The sequence below is a fragment of the Luteimonas sp. A501 genome (assembly GCF_054052085.1).
This window is the reverse complement of sequence record NZ_JBSVRI010000004.1, coordinates 197,599-218,961: the sequence shown is the minus strand read 5'-3', so window position 1 is coordinate 218,961 and position 21,363 is coordinate 197,599. Positions and strand designations below refer to the sequence as shown.

General features: G+C 66.9%; 22 protein-coding genes and 1 pseudogene. 10 read left to right on the top strand and 13 right to left on the bottom strand.

Going from position 1 to position 21,363, the window contains the following annotated elements; genetic code table 11:
- The coding region (locus tag ACW7G5_RS12850) for a transposase (protein ID WP_457005116.1) at positions 1-91 on the bottom strand (91 nt) is incomplete at its 3' end.
- A 626-nt stretch (positions 92-717) separates the two neighbouring features.
- Here ACW7G5_RS12850 and ACW7G5_RS12845 point away from each other — a divergent pair.
- Positions 718-1,290, top strand: coding sequence for a hypothetical protein (locus ACW7G5_RS12845; RefSeq protein ID WP_457005089.1), 573 nt, complete (start codon positions 718-720; stop codon positions 1,288-1,290).
- A 132-nt stretch (positions 1,291-1,422) separates the two neighbouring features.
- The gene (locus tag ACW7G5_RS12840) at positions 1,423-1,755 is read left to right on the top strand and encodes a YegP family protein (RefSeq protein WP_457005087.1); all 333 of its coding nucleotides are present in this window, start codon (positions 1,423-1,425) and stop codon (positions 1,753-1,755) included.
- 119 nt (positions 1,756-1,874) lie between these two features.
- Here ACW7G5_RS12840 and ACW7G5_RS12835 read toward each other — a convergent pair.
- Together ACW7G5_RS12835 and ACW7G5_RS12830 are read right to left on the bottom strand one after the other, a co-directional pair.
- A pseudogene (locus ACW7G5_RS12835) lies at positions 1,875-2,090 on the bottom strand (IS110-like element ISCARN26 family transposase); the annotation flags it as partial.
- A 7-nt stretch (positions 2,091-2,097) separates the two neighbouring features.
- On the bottom strand, positions 2,098-2,490 hold the full coding sequence (locus ACW7G5_RS12830; protein ID WP_457005085.1) for an IS110 family transposase: 393 nt from the start codon (positions 2,488-2,490) through the stop codon (positions 2,098-2,100).
- Between the two features lie 246 nt (positions 2,491-2,736).
- Between ACW7G5_RS12830 and ACW7G5_RS12825 the strand changes: the two genes are divergently transcribed.
- Entirely contained in the window at positions 2,737-3,402 is a 666-nt protein-coding gene (locus ACW7G5_RS12825) for a hypothetical protein (protein WP_457005083.1), read from the top strand.
- A gap of 565 nt (positions 3,403-3,967) precedes the next feature.
- Here ACW7G5_RS12825 and ACW7G5_RS12820 read toward each other — a convergent pair.
- Complete coding sequence (locus ACW7G5_RS12820) at positions 3,968-4,468, bottom strand: lactoylglutathione lyase family protein (RefSeq protein ID WP_457005081.1); 501 nt, start codon at positions 4,466-4,468, stop codon at positions 3,968-3,970.
- A 94-nt stretch (positions 4,469-4,562) separates the two neighbouring features.
- Between ACW7G5_RS12820 and ACW7G5_RS12815 the strand changes: the two genes are divergently transcribed.
- From ACW7G5_RS12815 to ACW7G5_RS12805, 3 genes are all read left to right on the top strand, one after another.
- Complete coding sequence (locus ACW7G5_RS12815; protein ID WP_457005079.1) at positions 4,563-5,432, top strand: LysR family transcriptional regulator; 870 nt, start codon at positions 4,563-4,565, stop codon at positions 5,430-5,432.
- 146 nt (positions 5,433-5,578) lie between these two features.
- The gene (locus ACW7G5_RS12810; protein WP_457005077.1) at positions 5,579-5,830 is read left to right on the top strand and encodes a hypothetical protein; all 252 of its coding nucleotides are present in this window, start codon (positions 5,579-5,581) and stop codon (positions 5,828-5,830) included.
- A gap of 150 nt (positions 5,831-5,980) precedes the next feature.
- Positions 5,981-7,105, top strand: coding sequence for a zinc-binding dehydrogenase (locus tag ACW7G5_RS12805; protein ID WP_457005075.1), 1,125 nt, complete (start codon positions 5,981-5,983; stop codon positions 7,103-7,105).
- Positions 7,106-7,153: 48 nt separating this feature from the next.
- Here ACW7G5_RS12805 and ACW7G5_RS12800 read toward each other — a convergent pair whose 3' ends face one another.
- Positions 7,154-10,015 carry a TonB-dependent receptor plug domain-containing protein gene (locus tag ACW7G5_RS12800; RefSeq protein WP_457005115.1) on the bottom strand — a complete coding sequence of 954 codons (2,862 nt, stop codon included), beginning with the start codon at positions 10,013-10,015 and terminating at the stop codon, positions 7,154-7,156.
- A 100-nt stretch (positions 10,016-10,115) separates the two neighbouring features.
- Positions 10,116-10,928, bottom strand: coding sequence for a sulfite exporter TauE/SafE family protein (locus ACW7G5_RS12795; protein ID WP_457005073.1), 813 nt, complete (start codon positions 10,926-10,928; stop codon positions 10,116-10,118).
- Positions 10,929-10,976: 48 nt separating this feature from the next.
- On the opposite strand from ACW7G5_RS12795, the gene ACW7G5_RS12790 reads away from it, so the two are divergent.
- Both ACW7G5_RS12790 and ACW7G5_RS12785 read left to right on the top strand, forming a co-directional pair.
- Complete coding sequence (locus ACW7G5_RS12790; RefSeq protein ID WP_457005072.1) at positions 10,977-12,971, top strand: transglycosylase SLT domain-containing protein; 1,995 nt, start codon at positions 10,977-10,979, stop codon at positions 12,969-12,971.
- A gap of 8 nt (positions 12,972-12,979) precedes the next feature.
- The gene (locus ACW7G5_RS12785) at positions 12,980-14,254 is read left to right on the top strand and encodes a multifunctional CCA addition/repair protein (protein ID WP_457005070.1); all 1,275 of its coding nucleotides are present in this window, start codon (positions 12,980-12,982) and stop codon (positions 14,252-14,254) included.
- On the opposite strand, the gene ACW7G5_RS12780 is transcribed toward ACW7G5_RS12785, so the two are convergent.
- Both ACW7G5_RS12780 and ACW7G5_RS12775 read right to left on the bottom strand, forming a co-directional pair.
- Positions 14,214-14,621 (bottom strand): VanZ family protein, encoded by a 408-nt coding sequence (locus ACW7G5_RS12780; protein WP_457005113.1) that lies wholly within the window; start codon positions 14,619-14,621, stop codon positions 14,214-14,216. The two genes, ACW7G5_RS12785 and ACW7G5_RS12780, sit on opposite strands and share 41 nt — an antisense overlap.
- A gap of 11 nt (positions 14,622-14,632) precedes the next feature.
- On the bottom strand, positions 14,633-15,817 hold the full coding sequence (locus ACW7G5_RS12775; RefSeq protein WP_457005068.1) for a class I SAM-dependent methyltransferase: 1,185 nt from the start codon (positions 15,815-15,817) through the stop codon (positions 14,633-14,635).
- Positions 15,818-15,887: 70 nt separating this feature from the next.
- On the opposite strand from ACW7G5_RS12775, the gene ACW7G5_RS12770 reads away from it, so the two are divergent.
- Positions 15,888-16,640, top strand: coding sequence for a pteridine reductase (locus ACW7G5_RS12770; protein WP_457005066.1), 753 nt, complete (start codon positions 15,888-15,890; stop codon positions 16,638-16,640).
- A 17-nt stretch (positions 16,641-16,657) separates the two neighbouring features.
- Here ACW7G5_RS12770 and ACW7G5_RS12765 read toward each other — a convergent pair whose 3' ends face one another.
- The 5 genes from ACW7G5_RS12765 to tsaD all read right to left on the bottom strand — a co-directional run bounded on the left by ACW7G5_RS12765 (position 16,658) and on the right by tsaD (position 21,009).
- The gene (locus ACW7G5_RS12765) at positions 16,658-17,491 is read right to left on the bottom strand and encodes a DUF6159 family protein (RefSeq protein ID WP_457005065.1); all 834 of its coding nucleotides are present in this window, start codon (positions 17,489-17,491) and stop codon (positions 16,658-16,660) included.
- A 130-nt stretch (positions 17,492-17,621) separates the two neighbouring features.
- Complete coding sequence (gene folK, locus ACW7G5_RS12760) at positions 17,622-18,134, bottom strand: 2-amino-4-hydroxy-6-hydroxymethyldihydropteridine diphosphokinase (protein ID WP_457005064.1); 513 nt, start codon at positions 18,132-18,134, stop codon at positions 17,622-17,624.
- A gap of 112 nt (positions 18,135-18,246) precedes the next feature.
- On the bottom strand, positions 18,247-19,518 hold the full coding sequence (locus ACW7G5_RS12755; protein WP_457005062.1) for a mechanosensitive ion channel family protein: 1,272 nt from the start codon (positions 19,516-19,518) through the stop codon (positions 18,247-18,249).
- A gap of 21 nt (positions 19,519-19,539) precedes the next feature.
- A complete protein-coding gene (gene folB, locus ACW7G5_RS12750) occupies positions 19,540-19,896 on the bottom strand; it encodes a dihydroneopterin aldolase (protein ID WP_457005060.1) in 357 nt (118 codons plus the stop codon).
- Between the two features lie 27 nt (positions 19,897-19,923).
- Positions 19,924-21,009: a tRNA (adenosine(37)-N6)-threonylcarbamoyltransferase complex transferase subunit TsaD gene (tsaD, locus tag ACW7G5_RS12745; RefSeq protein WP_457005058.1), complete on the bottom strand. Its 1,086-nt coding sequence runs from the start codon at positions 21,007-21,009 to the stop codon at positions 19,924-19,926.
- Between the two features lie 103 nt (positions 21,010-21,112).
- Between tsaD and rpsU the strand changes: the two genes are divergently transcribed.
- Positions 21,113-21,328, top strand: coding sequence for a 30S ribosomal protein S21 (gene rpsU / locus ACW7G5_RS12740; RefSeq protein ID WP_343254595.1), 216 nt, complete (start codon positions 21,113-21,115; stop codon positions 21,326-21,328).
- Positions 21,329-21,363: the final 35 nt, after the last annotated feature.

Here is a 21,363-nt window from a genome sequence, read left to right as displayed (position 1 = left end):
GGGCGGCCACATCCACCACCGTGAAGCCGCGCTCCAAAACCTGCTTCACCGCCTCTGCCCGGAACTCATCCGTGTACTGCTTGCTGCTCATAAACACCCCTGCTGTTGCCCTGAATTATGGCCTGCGGGTGTCTACAAAAGGTTGGCCGGTCCAATGGCACGTTTTCTAGCTTCGTCACCGGAACCCGGTGACTCGGCGCGAACGGTCTTCGTTGCCTGGCTGGCACAGCAACCGGGAAAATTTGTGTTTGTCGATAGGCTCTTTGGCGGCACAGACACCGGCGAACGCGGCTGCTTCGTGCGCACTGACTCCGGCTATCGCATCACAATCCACGGCCGCGTCAAGCTCGTTGAGTACGATCGGTCACGCTAAACCGACCCGGTCAAAGGTGCTCTCCGATTGCGATGACGAGCCGAGGGGTGGCCTGATTTGGCAACAGCAGCAAGGTGATCAACACCAGCGCGTTGATCAGACCGCGCCGGGACGCTGTTCAGCCGTGACCATAATCCGCAGCAACGGCAGTGGCGGGCATTTTCTGCGCTGCTATGGCCACGATTCCTTCCGGTCGCTAGTCGGTTTGCGGCCTAACAATTCGTTCAAGCCGAGCCCGAATCGGAGCATCGCCTGGATGCTTTTCCGCTACGCTAGCACCTAGTCGCCACCCCGCTACGGGTCGGTTTAACTCAAGTGTTAGGCCGCAAGGAAACATTCTCGACATGACTATCGCCGTTTATATCGACAGCTGCGCGTGGAACTACCTTCAAGAAAAGTCAGTAGATCTGCTCGCCGAGCTTCCACCGGACAGGTATGCGCTATACCTCACCCGAGAAGTTGAAATCGAAATCGAAGCTATTCCAGACGACGAGAGACGGCAGGCGCTTAAGGCTTACATTCGAGCCAATATCAAGAACTCCTCAATAAAGACGACGTCGGTGTTCGGGTTTAAAGCCTTCGAACCTGATGGCTCGCCTTCAAAGGTTCAAGTTTACGGCGGTTTTGGTCAGGGTACGTTTCAATCCGACGCAGATCGCCGGTTTTATGCATCTCCAGAGATTCAGTCACAGTTGATTGGCAAAACACCTCGCAGAAGCGGGCTGACTGCCAACCAAGCTGATGTATCCCTAGCAGCCCGCTCATTTCGAGCCTTCGTGCTGACTAACGATCAAAAGGCTGGGCCTTTAAAGCAAGCTGCCAAAAGTGGCGGGAAGGTTGTATATCTAATGGCCCAGGTAGAGCGAAGTGGACTCACGCTTGGCCAATACATGGCCTCGTTACAACAGCCGATATGATTAGCTCGGCCACGCGGCCTAACAATTCATTCAAGCCGAACCCGCTTCGCGGGTCGGCTTAATTCAAGTGTTAGGCCTCGCACACACTTCACCGCAACTCGATTTCCACCACCGCAAGAGAAGGAGAACGACATGGCAGGTTGGTTCGAACTGGGTAAGAGCTCGGATGGGCAGTTCCGCTTCGTTCTGAAGGCTGGCAACGCTGAAACCATCCTCACCAGCGAGCTCTATAAGTCCCAAGACTCGGCGAAGAATGGCATTGCATCTGTGCAGTCAAACTCGGCCGACGCATCGCGGTACGAGAAGAAGGAATCGAGTAACGGAAAGTCCTACTTCACGCTTAAGGCTGCCAATCACCAAGTCATCGGAACCAGTCAAATGTATGCTTCGGCGGCTTCACGCGATACAGGCATTGCATCGGTTCAAGCCAATGGACAAACGCCAACGATCAAGGGCGGCGCCTAACAATGCGTTCAAGCCGAACCCGCTTCGTTACGCGGCCCAGGCGGCAGGTAAAGCTTGCCACCTGGTCCACTCCACTGCGCGGGTCGGCTTAACTTAGCAACTGTCTTGAAGCGTGCCGCTCAAGCCAGTGCCAGGCCCTCGGCCCGAAGCTCGTCGCGGCGCTTGGCATTGATGATTCCGAGCAGCTTCCGCATGCACGCCACCAGAGCCACCTTGCCCAGCTTTCCGCGTGCTCGCAGCTGCTGGTAGTGCGCCTTCATCGTGGGATCCCAACGCACGGCCGAGAGCGTGGCCATGTAGAGCGCAACACGAACGGGGGCACGACCGCCACGGATAGGGCCTTCATCGTCTTCTCGATCGCGGCGAGCTCCCGGGCCATGGCGGCGGCGCGACGTAGGGCCTGAGGCGGTCGGCGAACAGCCGGGCCATGAGCGCCAGGATACGGGCGTCGATGTCGTCGGTCTTGGCCAGCTCGCCAGTGGCGTTGGCGAAGGCGCGGGCCTGGCGAGGGTTGAACCGGGCAATCCACAGACCGGCATCGCAGCAGGCCTCGAGCAGTGGCTCCTCGTAGCCGCCGGTGGCTTCGACCACGATCCGCGTGGCCCCAGGTGCCCGCAGTCGCTTGACCAGCTTGGCGATGCCCGCCCGATTGTTGGCGAACCGAAGCACGCTCGGCTGCCCATCCACGGCCAGATCCAGGCTGGCCTTGCCCACATCGATCCCTCCTGCTGACATGTTCGTTCTCCGCTACAGTTGATTGGCCGAGAGCATCGCGCCCGAGGCCCACGCTTATCAGTTCGAGGGAAACCTCGATCAACTGTTCGGGCGCAGGGCGCGAGATCCGGCGTGCGGCCCCTGCTGAATTACGGTGGTCTGACACCGAGGCGTTATCGGGCGCGCACGTCGGGCTCTCGGCACCTACGGTAGGGGAAACTCAAGACATAAGGCGTTAGGCTTCTATCAACCCTTCAGGAGCGATGAATGATTCACGACAAATTCAGTGCTGCGCCCGATGTGCATTCTAAAGTCACCCGAGACATCCGCTGGCTTAAGGTTTATGCGGTCATAACAACGCTCGCGCTTGGAGTCGTAGCACTGACCGCCGGCAAGTCTCCGCATAGCCAGGCTGAGTTAACTGTCGAACGAATCAATGTCGTGGACCCTTCGGGTGTGTCCCGCCTGGTGATTTCCAATGCTGAGCGCTTCCCGCTACCTAAGCTAGGCGGGAAAGAATACCCGCGCGCTGTGCAACCCGCAGGCATCGTCCTTTATGACGCCAATGGCAACGAGGTAGGTGGTGTCGCGATTACCGATGCCAAAATGGGCAAAGTGTCAGCACTAGCGTTCGACTATCCAAACTACGATGCAATGGGAATGATTACCCGTGTAAGCCCCGATGGCAAAGAGGCCGTTGCCGGGATTCATATCAACTCCCGCCCGCCTGCGGATTTGGACGTTATCGAAGCTAGCAAGGTCGTTGAGCGTCGCATCGCAATCCACAACAAGAACGAAGATGCCGAAATTCTGCTAGCTGACCCACAGGGCCGCACTCGTATCCAACTGCGGGTGGACCATGACGGTCACGCCAGCATCGAAGTGCTCGATGAAGAAGGCAAGGTCACGTTCAGCACGTCCGGCGGCGCCTAACAATTCGTTCAAGCCGAACTTAACTCAGGCGTTAGGCCCTTCTGGAGATTCTTGTCGCCAACTCGAAGGCCACCTTTCCCGCTCGTTTCTATCCGCTGTTGTTCGTTACAGGCATTGCAAGCTTCCTCGTCCATGAACTCGCGCATTGGGCTACCGGCATCGCGCTCGGACACGAGATGATTGCAACGTTTAATCCGGTTTCACCGAAAGGTGCGGTGAGCCTTGCGGACCAGGTGCTTATCGTGGCTGCCGGTCCCATCCTTACCCTTACCCTAGCCCAAGGCTTAGGTGGGTTCTGGCTAGTAAAACAACGAGGCGCCCAGCTCGGCTTCGCGCTCCTATACATCGCATTTTGGCAAAGCCAAGATGTCATCTGATGATCCGTGCTTCTCTTACGTCCACGGGCTCATCATGCAAGAGCCAGCGTTCACCGACGTATCGGTCGAACGCGGGCCCTAACAATTCATTCAAGCCGACGCCGCTTGGCGGCGCGGCTTAGTTCAGGCGTTAAATCCAGCGGGCTTCCCAACTTCGAGCGCCCGCTGGAACTCCACTTGCCAATGGCTCAATAGGCTCCCTCGCTATATATAAGCTCATAGCTATGGCTGTAGATCTCTACGATGTTTCCGAATGGATCTTCCATATAGATCATGCGGTAGGGTTTCTTGCCCGGATAGTAGTAGCGCGGTTTCTCCATGCGCCGTTTGCCACCAGCGGCCACAATACGCTCGGCGAGCTCTTCAACATCTGGGTCTTGCACGCAGAAGTGGAAGACGCCAGTTTTCCAGTATTCAAAATTGTCTGCCGGGCTTGTTTGATTCTTGAACTGAAACAGCTCCACACCAATCCGGTCACCGGTGGATAGATGGGCGATTCGGAAGCTTCCCCACCCTGCTCCGAACACTTCCGTGCACATCTCTCCGATTGCGCTGTCGTCCTCTTCGATCTCAGTTGGTTCCATGATCAGATACCAGCCCATTACCTCTGTGTAGAACTGGACGGCCTGCTCAAGGTTTGGCACGGAAATGCCGATGTGTGAGAAATTTCTTGGGTAAACGTTGCTCATTGCGTGTCCTCCTCTCCTAACATTGAGAATAGGTTACCGAGCACCTACAATTATGTGAAATTATCACTTGCCATCAGGATGATCATTTTCCGTAATGATAAACACTACCTGGTTACGCAGCTTTTGTGCCCTCGTTGAAATTGGTCATTTCACCCGCACGGCCGAGCGCCTGCATATGACGCAGTCGGGGGTGAGTCAGCATGTGCGCAAGTTGGAAGAGCAACTCGGCACCGAGTTGCTCGTAAGGGAGGGCAAGAAATTCTCGCTCTCGGATGCAGGCGGAAGGCTGTACGCCGAAGCGCAGGACATTCTATTGGCATTGGCGAATCTCGAGCAAAAAGTCGGAGAAGACCCTCCTTATGAAGGAGTGGTTCGGGTGATGTCTCCGGGGAGCGTTGGGCTCAAGCTATACCCACATCTATTGGCGTTGCAGAGCAGGCACCCAAAACTCATTATCGATTATCGCTTTGCACCCAATTCCGACGTAGAGAGAGCAATCGCTGAATCCACCATGGATATCGGATTCATGACGTCGAAATCCGCCCTGCCGGACGTCAGTTGCACTCCTGTCGCGGAAGAGTCGCTATTGTTGGTGACGCCTTCGATGGTCGAAGACCCGGATTGGAAAACCTTGATGGCCCTGGGCTTTATTGACCACCCTGACGGAAGTCATCACGCCAACCTGTTGCTTGGCGCCAACTATCCGGAGTTCCAGCACAGCAACCTGTTTCCTAGAAGGGGATTCTCAAACCAGATCGGATTGATTTTGGAACCGGTCAGTATGGGGATGGGTTTTACAGTGCTACCGGCCTTTGCGGTTGAGGCGTTCAACAAGCCCGAGCAAATAAAAATTCATTGGCTTTCCAATCCGGCAAGTGAAACGCTATACCTTTGCTACCGGCGTCACAGGGCGCTGCAGAAGAGACTGAGAACCGTCATTGTGGAAGCCAGGCAATGGCTCTGAACTCGATCGAGGTTTAACAGATCATTTCAGCGGACAAGCCGTTGAGTTTGGCGTCAGACCCCACAGCGGGCGCGCCCTGGCTGCGGTGCCCTTAGTTCGGGCTACTCTTACATTTCGTTCTGCCCGCCACTCATGGAGAGTCTTACGTGCAAGTCAAACTGTTCTGGGTCCATGCACCTATGCGTGACAAGGGATTTGTAGCACGCGATAGTGCTGGTAACGGCATTGAGTTCGAGACAACCATCAATGCGTGGCTTGGACAAAATTCAAGCGTACACATCCAGCACATCCAGCAATCCGCATGCGGCGGTAGCTTTGGTCCTGCCCTTTGGCTTATTTCTGTCTGGTACACAATCGAAGCTCAGCTTGCAACGCCTGTCCCTGGAAGTGCCGACTGACAAGGGTTCTACGCCCCTGATGGCCGCATATGCCGCTTTCCATCTCGCAACCAGAAGCAAGGAACATCAGGCTTCCGGGCGAGACGGTGAGGCCCGATAAACACCCTCCCCGGCTGAGCCGTCGGGCGTCCATTACCTGGAGACATGCCGATGAACGGACTGGAGCTGAGATCACTGGCGACAAGCGACGGCCAGCTGCGCCTGAGCCTGGAAGACGTCACGACTGGCGCGCCCGGCGCGGACGAGCTGGTGGTGCGGGTGGAGGCTGCGCCCATCAATCCTTCCGACCTTGGCCTGCTGATCGGCCCCGCCGACATGGCGACCGCCAGGGCGGAAGGGACGCCGGAGCGGCCGGTGGTGGTCGCCGACATTCCGCGGGAGCGCCTGGGCGCGATCAAGGATCGACTGGACCGGTCGCTGGCAGTCGGCAACGAAGGCGCCGGCACCGTGGTCGAGGCCGGCGCCAACGTTCGCCACTTCCTGGGCCGCAAGGTCGGCATGCTCGGCGGCGGCATGTACGCGCAGCTGCGCAAGCTGCCTGCGCGCGACTGCATCCTGCTGCCGGAAGGCGCGGACGTGGCGGACGGCGCGTCGATGTTCGTCAACCCGCTGACCGCGCTGGGCTTCACCGAGACCATGAAGGCGGAGGGTCACCGCGCGATCGTGCACACCGCCGCGGCCTCCAACCTCGGCCAGATGCTCAACAGGATCTGCATCAAGGACGGCATCGGACTGGTCAACATCGTGCGCAGCCAGGCGCAGGCCGGGGTGCTGCGCGCGATCGGCGCGCGGCACATCGTCGACAGCACCTCGCCCGATTTCCAGGCGGAACTCACGCAGGCCATCCGCGACACCGGCGCCACCATCGCCTTCGACGCGATCGGCGGCGGCACGCTGGCCGGGCAGATCCTGCAGGCGATGGAAGCCGCGGCAGGTCGCAGCGACGATGCCGCGCCCGCGTACAGCCCCTACGGTTCGAACACACCCAAACAGGTCTACATCTACGGCAGCCTGGACACCGGGCCGACGGTGCTCAACCGCACGTTCGGCTTCACTTGGAACGTGGGTGGCTGGCTGCTGTTTCCGTTCCTGCAGAAGGCGGGGCGCGAGGTCGCGGCGCGGATGCGGCAGCGCGTGGCGGACGAGCTCACCACTACTTTCGCCAGCCGCTACACCCGCACCATCAGCCTGCGCGACGCGTTGCAGCTGGACATCCTTCGCGAGTACGAGCGCAAGGCGACGGGCGGGAAGTACCTGATCGACCCGTCGCGCTGAGCGCGCTCGACGCGGCCGGCCGGCATCGCTGCCAGCCGGCCGCCAGGCTCAGAATTTCAGCCCCACGCGTGCGTAGAAGAACCGCCCCGGCAGGTCGTAGGTGGCGGCGTCATAGCCGTTGAGCGAGCAGCTCAGGCAGATCGGCGGGTCCTCGCCGGTGAGGTTGTTGACGCCCAGGGTGACACGCAGGCCGCGCAACCAGGCTTCGCTGTTCCAGGACGCCTGCAGGTCGTGGTAGGTGGTCGCGTCCAGGTGGTTGATGTCGTTGGCGCTGTCGTCGCAGATGGCGAAGCCGTTGGCGCCGCCGCAGGATTCACGCAGGTCGTCGATGTGGCGCACGTTCCAGGCGATCGCCCACGGTCCCCTGCTCCACTGCGTCGACAGGTTGGCGGTCCAGTCGGGGATGGCGCTGTTGTTCACTTCGACGCCGGGCGCGCGCGGCTCGGCCTGCCCGGACTCGTTCACCAGTTCGTACTCGCCGACGAACGTCGCCTTGGCATCGAAGCGCAGCTGGCCCCATCCCCGCTCGGGCAGCAGCCAGCCCAGGCTCAGGTCCCAGCCGTCAGTGCGGATGGTGCCGAGGTTGTCGAGGATGTCGTCGAAGCGGACGATCTGGCCGCGGTCGCTGCGGTCGTAGGACGCGCACGAGAACGGATCGCTTTCGAACACGCAGCGGTTGAGGATGACCTGCGCGTCCGGCGCCTGGATGGCGTCCTCGATGGTGTGCTTGTAGAAAGTGAGGCCCAGGTCCATGCGCTCCGACCACGACGCGCCGGCCGCGAACGAGGGACTCCAGACCGCGCCCAGGTTCAGGCTGCGGCTGGTCTCGGGCTGCAGGTCGGCGTTGCCCGAAGTCACCACCGAGATCTGCGGATTGGTCTGCACGTAGTCGGCCGGCACGCCCTGTGCCACGCACTCGGGACGCACGGCGTTGGCGGCGCCGGAGCAGGGATCGACCAGGGTGGCGTCGAAGCGCGACAGCGTGCCGTACAGCTCGCCGATCGACGGCGCGCGGAAGCCCTGCGCGAACGAGCCGCGGAGCACGAACTCCTCCGCCAGCTGCCAGCGCAGCCCCAGCTTGCCGGTGCTTTCGCCGCCGAAGGTGGAGTAGTCGGAGTAGCGGCCGGCGATGCTCATGTCGAGCGCGCTGCCGCGTTCGGCATTGGCCATCAGCGGCACGGCCAGTTCGAGGTAGACCTCGTTGACGTCGTAGTCGCCCGCGGTCGGGCCGGACGGCACGCCGTTGTATTCGCCGGCCACGGTGATCGGGTCGGGCTGGTAGCGGCCTTCGTACTTGCGGTACTCGTAGCCGGCGGCGAACCCCAGCGAACCGGCCGGGAGTTCGGCCAGCGCACCGGTGATGTTCGCCGAGGCCAGGGTGAGGCTGTTCTCGCTCTCGTCGCGCACCACCGGCTGGATGAAGCCGAGCATCTCCGGCGTGATCGTGCCCACGCCGCCGAACACGTTCAGCGGCACGCAGCCGGCGATCCCGGCACAGGCGGCGGGATCGCCCAGGGCCTCGTTGATGCGGCGCAGGTTGTAGCTGCCGAAGTTGGTCTGCTCGGCGCTGCTCTCGCTGCGCACCACGTTGATGTCCCAGTCCCAGGGGCGCTCGCGCACGCTGAAGCTGCCGTCCAGGCCGGCGGCCACGTACCAGGTCTCGACGTCCTGCTCGTAGCGCCGCGGCCCGCCCTCCACCGGGCGGCGGCCAAGCAGGAACAGGTTGGCGTCGTCGCCCACGGTGCTGAGGTCGAAGCCGAAGGGGTTGTAGGGATTGAGCGCCGAGATCACCAGGCTGCTTTCGCCCCAGTGGTTGTAGATGCCGGCGTCGGTGCCGAGGAAGAACGGCTCCGGCGCGGCCTGGTTGGCCGACTGGCGCTCGTTGTACAGCGCGCGCACGTAGCCGCCGACGTTGTCGTTGAAGGCGAATCGCACCTGGCCGAACACGGTCTTGCGCTCCGACGGTGTCAGCAGCATGTTGTAGGGCGCGAAGTTGAAGCGGTCGCCGGCGGCGAAACAGTGGAAATCATCGCTGCGCGCGCAGTCCTCGCCGGGCGTGAAGCCGGGATCGGTGGCACCGGTGTTGGGGGTGATGTCGTGCACCAGGCCGGTGTTCGGATCCATGAAGACGAAGCGACCCTGCGGCGTGGCGGAGCTGCCGTTGGACAGGCCGGTGCCGGGCACCGGGATGCTGGCCGGGCCGTACTCCAGCGACGACACCTCTTCCTGCTTGAAGTACGACGCGCCGGCGAACCACTGCACGCGGTCGTTGCCGCCGCCGTAGCCCATGTCGGCGCCCCAGGTGTCGCCACCAAGGTCGTCATACGTGCCGTAGTGCAGTTCGATGTCACCGCCCTGCACGTTCCTGCGGGTGATGATGTTGACCACGCCGGCGATGGCGTCGGAGCCGTAGATCGACGAGGCGCCGTCCTCCAGCACTTCGATGCGGTCGACCAGCGCCAGCGGGATGGTGTTGAGGTCGACCGCCGAGCCCACGCCGGAGCCGGACGATTCATTGACCCAGCGGATGCCGTCCACCAGCACCAGCACGCGCTTGGGGCCGAGGTGGCGCAGGTCGACCGTCGCCGCGCCGGCACCGACGCCGCCGCCATCGGGCGGGAAGCCGAAGTTGCCGCTGGAGTTGAACTTGGTGTTGAGCGCCGCACCGCTGGCGGTCAGGTTCTGGACGACATCGGCAACCGATTTGAAGCCGCTGCGGTCGATGTCCTCGCGGCTGAGCACCTGTACCGGGACATGGGTTTCCAGCGCGGACTGCTTGATGCGCGAACCGGTGACGGTGACCGTATCAAGGGTGGTGGCCTCGGGCGCATCCTGCGCGACAGCGGCGAAGGGCGAGGCAAAGGGCAGCGCAGCGCAGACGGCGACTGCGAGCAGGCGACGCGGGGGCATGGCCATGGAGCTCTCCTGGTGGCTGTACGCCGTCCCGTTGCCCCCGTGCCGTCGGCAGCCCAGTTGTAAACAAAATGTAAAACAGCGGCAAGCCCCGGGTTTACCCCAAGGGTGCCCGGCCCTGCAGGACCAGGCTCAGGCCGACCGCCACCAGGAACAGCGCGAACACCCGGCGCAGCGTCGGACCGCTGATGGCATGCGCCAGCCGCGTGCCCAAGGGCGCGGCCAGCACCGAGGTCAGGGCGACACCGATCGCGGCCGGCAGGTAGACGTAGCCGACCGCGCCTTCGGGCAGCCCGCCCGGCGGTGCGTTGAGCGCGTAGCCCAGCGCGCTTCCGATCGCGATGGCCACGCCACAGGCCGACGACGTGCCGACCGCGCGCACCGGGCGCACGCCGCGCCAGACCAGCAGCGGCACAGTCATGCTGCCACCACCGATGCCGACCACCGCCGACAGCGCGCCGATGCCGGTGCCGGCCGCGGTCATCGGCAGGCCGGTGGGCACGATGTCGCGGCCGCTGTCCGCGCGCGCGCCGCTGAAGGCCATCTGCGCGCCGGCAAGCAGGCAGTACCCGGCCACGATCCAGCGCAGCACGATGCCGTCCAGGCCCACCGCGACCTGGCTGCCGAGCACGCCGCCGACTGCCAGCCCCGGCATCATCCAGGCCACGGTCGGCCACAGCACGCTGCCGCGGCGGTGGTGCGACCACGCCGAGGACAGCGCGGTGAACACGATGCTGGCCATCGAACTCGCAAGCGCGGCGTGCATCGCGGTGTCCACCGGCACGCCCTGCAGCGGCAGCAGCCAGGCCAGCGCCGCCACCAGCACCAGGCCGCCGCCGATGCCGAGCAGGCCGGCCAGCACGCCGACCAGGATGCCGAGCAGCGGGAACATCCAGAACCCTTCGATCACGTCGACTCCTTCAACATGGGCGCCCCGCCCATTCGATATAGTCCCCGCATGCCGCAAGGAAAGTTCGCCATCCTACTGTCCGCGGCGTTCGCGCTGTCGGCCCCCATCGCAGCCAAGGCGCAGGCGCTGCCCGACGACGACCTTGCGCGGCGCGCGCTTGCCGCCGCCGAGATCGGCCAGCCGCTGCCGCCGCTGCGCGCCGATCATCCGCTGCAGGGGTGGATCGGCTACGCGCGGCTGCGCCGCGACCTCACCAACCTGACGCCGGCGCAGGCGCTTGATTTCCTGGATCGCCACCGCGGCCAGGCCGTGGCCGACACCTTCCGCGCGGCGTGGTTGGGCGAGCTGGCGCGGCGCAAGGCCTGGGGTCCGTTCCGCGCGGCGTGGGTGCCCGGCACCGGTTCGGCGGCGCTTGCGTGCAGCGAACTTGAAGCGCGGCTGCGAACCGGTGCAGCCGATGCCGCATGGACGGCCGAAGTGCAGCAGCTGTGGCGCCGTGCCGGGCGCTCGCAGCCCGATGCCTGCGACCCGGTGTTCGATGCCCTGGCCGAACGCGGCGGCATGGACGACGGCCTGCGCTGGGCGCGCATCGAAACGGCGATCGCCGAGGGTCAGCCTGGTGTGGTGCGCGCCGCCGCGCGCGGCCTGCCCGCTGACGCGCGCAAGCAGGCGGAGGCCTACGCGGCATACCTGGGCCACGCCGATGCCAGCGCAGTGTCCTGGTCGAAGAACGCGCGCAGTCGCCTGGCGGCTTCACACGGCCTCGCCACGCTGGCACGCTCCAACCCCGACGCCGCCGAGGCATTGCTGCCGCAGGTCGCGCAGGCGCTGCAGTTCACCGACGCCGACCGCAACCGCGTGCTGTACCAGGTCGCGCTGTGGACGGTGGCGTCCTACCACGACGGCGGCGCACGGCGCCTGGCGGCGGTGCCTGAAGCCGCCTATGACGCGCGCCTGCACGAATGGCGCGTGCGCGAAGCGATGGCGCGCTCCGACTGGCCGGCGGCGCTGGCCGCGATCAGGCGCATGGGCGACGCACAGCGCGGCGATTCACGCTGGACGTACTTCGCCGCGCGCCTGCACGAGCTCACCGGCGACCGCGCCGGCGCGCGGCCGCTGTACGCCGCCGCGGCGCGCGATCCCGACTTCCACGGTTTCCTTGCAGCGGACCGCATCGACCAGCCCTACGCGCTGTGCCCGATCGAGCACGGCGGCAGCGCGGCCGAGAAGGCCGCCGTCGCCGCCGATCCGGCGATGCAGCGTTCGATGGCCCTGTTCCGCATCAATCGCGCCGCATGGGCGACCCGGGAGTGGCGCGACGCGCTGTCGCGCTTCAGCGACCGGCAGCGACAGATGGCGGTGGAGATCGCACAGGCCAACGGCTGGTTCGACCGCGGCGTGTTTGGCCTGGTCAACGCCGGCGGCGAGCGCAAGCCCGACGAACTGCGGCTGTACACGCTGCGCTTCCCGTTGCACCACGACCTGCTGATCCGCGGCGAGAGCGCGCGCAACAACCTCGACCCTGCCTGGGTGGCCGCCGAGATCCGCGCCGAAAGCGTGTTCAACCCGCGCGCACGCTCACCGGCCAACGCCCGCGGGCTGATGCAGGTGCTGCCCGAGACCGGCGCCGGCGTAGCGCGTCGGCTCGGCATGCCGTGGGCGGGCGCGGAGTCCCTGTTCGACCCCGCCACCAACGTCCGCATCGGCACCGCCTACCTGCGCGAGATGAAGGACAAATACACCCTGCCCTACGTCGCCATCGCCGCCTACAACGCCGGCCCCACGCCGACCGCACGCTGGCAGGCCGACCGTCCGGGCATGGACGCCGACTTCTGGATCGAGACCATCACCTACAAGGAAACCCGCGACTACGTGGCGCGCGTGCTGGCCTTCAGCGTGATCTACGACTGGCGCCTGGGCGATCGCGCGGTGCCGGTCAGCGATCGCATGCACGGCCGCAGCGGCGCGGTGCGCAAAGCGTTCGCGTGTCCCGCGGCTGTTGTGGGAGCGGCTGCGGCTCCCACAACGGCTTCGGGAAGGTGAGCGGCGGCGTGGAGACGTTCCTTGTTGGCGGGGCGGTGCGGGACCGGCTGCTGGGACTGGCGGCGGGCGACCGGGATTTCGTGGTCGTCGGGAGCACGCCGGAGGCGATGCTCGAAGCGGGCTTCAGGCCGGTAGGCCGCGATTTCCCCGTATTCCTGCACCCCGACACCGGCGAAGAGCACGCCTTGGCGCGCACCGAGCGCAAGTCGGCGCGCGGGCATCGCGGCTTCGTGGTGGATGCGCATCCATTGGTGACGCTGGAGGAGGACCTCGGCCGCCGCGACTTCACCATCAACGCCATCGCCGAGCGCGAAGACGGCCGCCTGACCGATCCATACAACGGTGCGCACGATCTCGAGATCCGCGTGCTGCGCCACGTCGGCCCCGCCTTCGCCGAGGATCCGCTGCGCGTGCTGCGCGCGGCGCGGTTCATGGCGCGCTTCGCGTCGCTGGGCTTCAGCGTGGCCGACGAGACCCAGGCGCTGATGCGCGACATGGTCGCCGGCGGCGAGCTCGCCGAGCTGGTGCCCGAACGCGTCTGGCAGGAGCTGGTGCGCGCGCTGCGCTCGCCCAGGCCCTCGGCCTTCCTGCGCACCCTGCGCGATTGCGGCGCGCTGGCAGCGGTATTGCCCGAGGTCGATGCGCTCTACGGCGTTCCACAGCGCGCGGAGTACCACCCCGAAATCGACACCGGCGTGCACATCGAACTGGTGTGCGACATGGCCGCGCAGCTGGCACCGGGCGACGACGAGGTCGGCTTCGCGGCCCTGGTGCACGACCTCGGCAAGGCGCTGACGCCAGCCGACGAGCTGCCCAGGCACATCCAGCACGAGCAGCGCGGCGTGGCCCCCGTGCGCGCACTGTGCGAGCGGCTGCGGGTGCCGGCGGCGCACCGCGACCTGGGCGTGATCACCTGTCGCGAGCACCTCAACGTGCACCGCCTGGCCGAGCTGCGCGACCAGACCGTGCATGACCTGCTTGCGCGCTGCGACGGCTTCCGCAAGCCGGACCGCATCCGCCGCCTGGCCACGGCCTGCGAGGCCGACAAGCGCGGCCGCGCCGGCCTCGCCGATACGCCCTATCCGCAGGCGCGTGAACTGGTCTCGCTGCGTGACGCCGCCGCCGCGGTGACCGGCGCCGACATCGCCGACCGGGAACTTGAAGGCCCCGCCTTTGGCGCCGCGCTGCGCGAGGCGCGCATCGCTGCGATCGCAGCTGCGCGCACGCTGCGCAGGGGCGACGTCAGCCCCGGGCCCGGGACAGCAGGCGCGCCTCCAGCCTGAGCAGCAGGTCGCGCATCGGCGTCAACCGCGTCGCCAGGCCGGCGATCACGCCCAGGGTATTGGCCAGCGCGTCCCAGCGATCGGCCATGCGGGTTCCGGTCAGCGCACCCTGCCCGTGCTCCAGGCCGATGCCCAGCAGCACCAGCCCCAGGCCCGCGCCCAGCAGCGCCGGCCAGCGTGCGAACAGCTGCACCGCGCTTGCGGCCAGCGCGAAGTAGGCGATGAAGTGGTGCAGCTTGTCGCTGCCCGGCGCGTCCGGCAGGTCGGGCGCGGGCATCAGCGAAAACACCACCACCGCAGCGATCGCAAGGCACCACAGTGCACACCATGCCCACGGGTGGTGGAGCGGCTTGAGCGAGCGCCCCACCCGCGGCCGGTTCACAGGCGGAAGCTCAGGTCACCGGCAAGGAACGCGGCTTCGAACGGCACGCCACGCTCGAAGCCCATGGCCTGGAAGCGCTCGCCCATCGCCGTGGGCAGGGTGAGCTGCTGCACCTGGCGGCGCAGCGCGTAGCGCGCGGTCTCGCTCGCGGCGGCTTCTTCCTGCGCCGCCAGCCGCTGCTCCAGCCCGTTGCCGATCAGGAACATGGCCTGGCTGCTGTACCCGGCGAAGTCGAAGCCGGCGCCGGTGCCCGCCTCGGCCAGCGCGGTGAAATCCACCGACGCGGTGATGTCCTGCAGGCCCACGCGCGCGAACACATCGTCGACCACGTGGTGGCGGTGGAAGGCGCGCAGGGTGCCGCGATCGCGGGTGGCGGCGTAATACTCGCGGCGCGGATGGCCGTAGTCGATGAACAGCATCGCGCCCGCCTGCATCCCGCCCATCACCGCCTGGATCCAGTACGGCAGCTGCGGCAGCAATTCCGAGCGGTAGCCATCCGGGAAAGCGCCTTCGTCGCGCTGGCGCTCAACGTGGCGCACGGCCGCGCCCATCAGCGCATCGGCGGGCACTTCGACGATGGCGAAGCTGCCGTCGGCGGCCACCGAGACACCTTCCTCCATCACCTCGCCGCCGCGGATCACGAAGCGCGGGGTGGGCAGCGCATCGATCACCTCGTTGGCGAACAGCACGCCCTGCCAGGGCTCGTCGAAGGGCCGGTCGAGCCATTCCACGCGGGCGCTGAGCGCTTCCGGCAGGCGCGCATGCAGGCGCTCGCGCTGGCGCTCGCGCAGGTCGGCGCTGGGTTCAAGGATGGCGTAGCGCGCCGGCAGCGCGTCAAGCGTCGCGAGATGCCTGAGCGCGGCCTCGGCGAAGGCGCCGCTGCCGCCACCGATCTCGAGGAAGCTGCTGTCCGCGCCCAGCTGGCGCAGCGGGGGTGCGAGCGCCTCAACCACGCATTCGGCGAACAGGCTGCCGAGCTCCGGCGCGGTGACGAAATCGCCGGCGCGGCCGAACTTGGTGCTGCCCGCGCTGTAGTAGCCGAGGCCTGGCGCATACAGCGCCAGCTCCATGAAGCGGGAGAACGGGATCGCGCCGCCGGCATCGGCGATCACGGCATGGATGAGGCCGCGCAGGCGCTCGCTGTGCGCCTGCGCGTCAGGATCAAGCGGGGGAAAGGGCATGGGGGATTCCGGTGCGTAACGCGCGACAGGATACGGAAACCGGCGTCGCGGAACGTTATGGTGTCGTGTCATGAGTACGAAGCCAGTCATGCCGGGAGGCCATCCCGTTGCGCTTGTCACCGGTGCCGCGCGCCGCCTGGGCGCCGCCATAGCGCGCCGCCTGCACGCCGAGGGTTACGACCTGGTGCTGCACTACCGCGACTCCGCCGACGAGGCCTTGGCGTTGGCGGCGCAGCTGGAGTCCGCGCGCACTGGCAGCGTGCTGCCGCTGCGGGCGGAGCTTGCCGAGTTCGACCGGCTGCCGGAGCTGGTGGCGCACAGCGTGGGCCGCTTCGGCCGGTTGGACGCCCTGGTCAACAACGCCTCGGCGTTCGCCCCCGCCCCGTTCGGCAGCATCCACCCGGGGCACTGGGACGCGATGATGGCGGTCAACGCGCGCGCACCGTTCTTCCTCGCCCAGGCGGCGGCGCCGCACCTGCGCGCGGCCGGCGGCGCCATCGTCAACATCTCCGACGTCTATGCGCGCGCGCCGCGCGCCGACCTCGCGGCCTACGTCGCCAGCAAGGGCGCGCTGGAGGCGGCCACCCGCGCCCTGGCCGTCGCGCTGGCGCCGGAGGTGCGGGTGAATGCGGTGGCGCCGGGCGCGATCCTGTGGCCGGACGAAGGCATCGATCCCGAACTGCAGCAGCGGCTGCTGGCGATGACGCCGCTGGGCCGCACCGGCACCCCCGAGGAGATCGCCGGCGCGGTGCTGTGGCTGCTGCGCGACGCCGGCTACACCACTGGAAGCGTGCTGGCGGTGGACGGCGGGCGCGGGCCGTAGGCGAGCGCTGCTGCGCCTCAGTGCTTCGGCGCGAACGCCGTGGCGATGCCGGTGCCGCGGAACGCTTCCGGCACTTCATGCGAGACCGCATAGCGGTACAGCACCGCCGAGTAGATGCCGGTCAGCGCGGCCTGGTACACGCCCAGCATGAGCACGCCCGCCAGGCACACCACGCCGACCACCACCGCCAGCACCATCGACGCCTGCGCGGCCAGCACCACCAGCAGCACCGAGACCAGCACGGCGCCACCGCTCAGCAGGCCGAACGCGGCGCCGATGCCGACCTGGCCGACGGCGTTCTCGCCCCAGGTGCGCTTGAGCAGGGTGACGCTCTGCTTCAGCGCATCGATCGGGCCGACATCGCGGCTGACCAGCACCGGCACCACCAGGAAGGTCGCCAGGGTCCAGGCGAGCCCCAGGCCGCTGCCAACCAGGCGCACGATGAAATTGTTGTCCTTCGCCTTCATCGACTGCAGCAGCACGCCGACGGTGGCGGCGATCGCGGCATAGCCGAAGATCGCACCCAGGCGCGAGCGCGCGGCGGCGAAGCCGTCGGCCAGCGTCGGGTCACCACCGTCCAGGCGGATCATCGCCGCGCCCACCAGCGCGCAGTTGAAGAAGATCATCACGCTGTAGGTGCAGAAGTAGAAGGCGAAGCCCAGCAGGACGCCGCCGACGCTGAGGCCGCTGCTGAACAGGCGCAGCGCCAGCGTCGGCAGCGCGAAGCTCGCCAGCACCAGCAGCGTGGCCAGCGCGGACAGCACCGGGAACAGCATCAGCTCGCGATCCGAGCGCAGCACCGCCGCGCTTGCCTTCACCATCTCCCAGCTGCGCGAGAACTTCTCGAACATGGCCCCACCCTCCGTCTGCGTCCTGCGCCCCGCCACGGCCGATTGGCCGCCTCGTCCAGCACATGTCCCCATGACGGCGCCGGCGCGCGGAGTGTGACCGACCGGGCCCGCTCCGCGTCAGTACCGGTGGTCAGCCGCCGCCCGGGGCAGCATCCGGCACCGGCAGCGCAACCTCCTGCATCGCTACGCCGCGCTCGTCCGACCCGGCCCACAGCTCGGCCAGCGTCCGGCCGCTGGTCGGCTCCACGAGCCCTGGCGCAATCTCCGCCAGCGGCCGCAGCACGAACGCATGCCGCAGCTCGCCGCGCGGCAGGCGCAGGTTGCCGGGACCGCTGCAGACCATGTCGTCGAACAGCACGATGTCGATGTCCAGGGTGCGGTCGCCGTAGCGCGGACCGCTGCGGTCGCGGCCGTGCGCGTCTTCAAGCGCGTGCAGCCAGTCGTTGAGCGCGTGCACGTCGAGGTCGCTGTCGATGACGGCGGCGGCGTTGACGAAGTCCGCGCCCGCGAACCCCACCGCCGGCGTGCGGTAGGCGGCCGACGCGAGGATGTCGCCGAAGCGCTCCCGCAGCGCCGCGAAGGCGATCGCGACGTGGCGTTCGGGATCGACATTGCTGCCGAGGCTGAGGCAGGCGATGGGCATGGGCCGCGCTCCGTGGGGGCGCCCATGATCGCGCACCGGGCGGCCCGCGCGCGAGCGTCGCCGCACCCGCGCGGCGATCCCGCACGGAGCCTCCCGGCGGGGCCGCAGCCCCTCAGCCGGCGGTGGCGGGCGGCCCGTCCTCGCGGAGCAGGCGCACCTCGACCGGCGCATCGCTGTGCGCCTGGAACACGCGCAGCCCAAACTCGGGGAGGATCGCCAGCAGATGGTCGAAGATGTCCGCCTGCACGCCCTCGTACACCGTCCAGCGCACGTCGGCGGTGAAGCAGTAGATCTCCAGCGGCAGGCCGGCTTCGGTGGGTGCCAGCTGGCGCACCATCAGGGTCATGCCCTGGTTCACGCCGGGATGGCTGGACAGGTACTGCTGCACGTAGCTGCGGAAGGTGCCGAGGTTGGTCACGCGGCGGTGGTTCACGGCGTCGCTGCCGTACTCGCCCAAGCCCTGGTTCCACTCGCGCAGTTCGGCTTCCTTGCCGCCCAGATAATCGCCAAGCAGGCGGAAGCGGCGCAGCCCCACGATCTCGTCGGCGGTGAGGAAGCGCGTGCTGTGCTGGTCCAGGTAGATCGCGCGCTTGATCCGGCGGCCACCTGATTCGGTCATGCCGCGCCAGTTCTTGAACGAGTCGCTGATCAGCTTGCGCGTGGGCACCGTGGTGATGGTCTTGTCCCAGTTCTGCACGGTGACCGTGTGCAGGGCGATGTCGATGACGTCGCCGTCGGCGTTCTGGCTGGGCATCTCGATCCAGTCGCCGATGCGCACGCGGCCGTCGCCGCTGATCTGCAGGCTGGCCGCGAACGACAGGATGGTGTCCTGGAAGATCAACATCAGCACCGCGCTCGCCGCGCCAAGGCCGGTCAGCACGTGCACCAGGTCCACGCCGGCCAGCAGCGCGACCGAGGCCAGCGTCGCCATCACCAGGGCGATGATCTTGGCGACCTGCAGGTAGCCCTTGATCGGTTTGTTGCGCGCGTCCGGGCGGCGCTCGTAGACCTCGTTGGCAACGTCGAGCGCGTGACCGAAGGCCAGCGCCACGGTGAAGATCACGAACACCCGGCACAGGCCGATGATGAAGGCCACCAGCCCGGGCGACAGGTCCGGCACCAGCGCGATGCCGCTGCCGATCACCAGCGCCGGCACCACGTTGGCCAGCCGCGAGACCACGCGCATGCGGCTGATGGAACTGCCGGTATGCCCGGTGAGCGTGGCCACCCGCATCAGCACCTGGCGCAGGCCGCGCAGCAGGATCCGCTTGGTGACGAAGTTGGCCAGCCATGCCACCAGCAGCAGCGCCGCCAGTACCAGCAGGGAATAGGCCCAGGGATAGGGCGCCAGCGCATCGCGCAGGGCTTCGAGTCGGACTTGCATGGGATCTCCGGAGTGGACGGATCAGCCGGCCCGGTGGCGCTCGATGACCACGCCGACCGCACGCGCGCCGCGCACGGCGCCGGGCTTGCTGAGCTTCAATCGTAGCGACTCGACGTTGAACTCCTGCAACACGATCGCAGCGCAGCGCTCGGCCAGCGTCTCCACCAGGCCGAAATCCGACTGCGAGACGTACTCGACCAGGCGCTTGCTGACCGCCTTGTAGTTGAGCGTGTGGGCGATGTCGTCGCTGGCGGCGGGCACGCGGTTGTCGAAGCGCATCTCGAGGTCGAACACCAGCGTCTGGCGGATGCGACGCTCCCAGTCGTAGATGCCGATCAGCGCCTCGATCTCGAGGCCTTCGATGAAGACATGATCCATGGCGCGCGGTCCGGACGGCGGGCCAGCTTAACGCGGTGGCGCGATCGCCCCGGATGCGCCCGGAGCGAACAGTGTCGCCGGCACCGACGCGACCTCGGGCAGCGTGGCCATGTCCCAGCGCGGCGTGACGTGCACCGCGTCGGACGCGCGCTGCCCGGCTTCCAGGCGCAGCGCGCCGGCGAAGGCGATCATCGCGCCGTTGTCGGTGCACAGCTCGGGCCGCGGGAAACAGGCGCGGCCGCCGCGCTTGGCCGCCATCGCCTGCAGGCGCGCACGCAGGCGCCGGTTGGCACCAACGCCGCCGGCCACAACCAAGGTGTCGCAGCCGGCCGCGTCCAGGGCGCGTTCGCACTTGATGGCCAGGGTGTCGACCACCGCGTCCTCGAAGGCGCGGGCGATGTCGGCGCGGGTGGCGTCGGACTGGTCGCTCGCGCGCCAGGCCAGCATCACCTGGGTCTTCAGGCCGCTGAAGCTGAAATCCAGGCCCGGGCGATTGGTCATCGGCCGCGGGAAGGCGTAGCGGCCGGGCGTGCCGGTCTCGGCCAGGGCCGCCAGCTGCGGCCCGCCCGGATACGGCAGCCCCATGAGCTTGGCGGTCTTGTCGAAGGCCTCGCCGGCGGCGTCGTCCAGGGTCTCGCCAAGCAGGCGATAGCGGCCGATCGCGTCCACGGCCACCAGCTGGGTATGGCCGCCCGACACCAGCAGGGCCACGAAGGGCGGCTGCGGCGGATCGGCCTCCATCAGCGGGGCCAGCAGGTGGCCTTCCATGTGGTGCACGGCCACCGCCGGCAGCTCCAGCGCCCAGGCCAGCGCGCGCGCCACGCCGGCGCCGACCAGCAGCGCTCCGACCAGGCCGGGGCCGGCGGTGTAGGCCACGCCGTCGAGATCGCCGACCCCGAGCCCGGCGTCGGCCAGGGTCTGGCGGACCAGGGGCAGCAGCTTGCGCACGTGGTCGCGGCTGGCAAGCTCGGGGACCACCCCGCCGTACTCGGCGTGCAGGGCGATCTGGCTGTAGACGGCGTGCGCGCGCAGCCCGTCGGCACCGCCGGCTGCGGTGTCGTAGATCGCGACGCCGGTTTCGTCGCAGCTGGTTTCGATTCCGAGGACGATCATGTGGACCTGGGCGGACCGGCGCATTTGCGCGGCGCGGGAGACGGGGCTATCATACGCGGCTCGCCGGGGGGAAACCGGCGCACTCCGAACCTAGAGATTCCCAATGCCCAGCGTCAAAGTCCGCGAAAACGAGCCCTTCGAGTTTGCCCTCCGCCGCTTCAAGCGCACCTGCGAAAAGGCCGGCGTGCTGGCCGAGACCCGCAAACGCGAGTACTACGAAAAGCCGACGCAGGAGCGCAAGCGCAAGGCTGCGGCCGCGGTGAAGCGCCAGGTCCGCCGCACCTCGCGCGACGTCACCAAGCGCCAGCGCATGTACTGATCCGGCCTGCCGGCGCGCCCTGCGCCGCGGTCGTG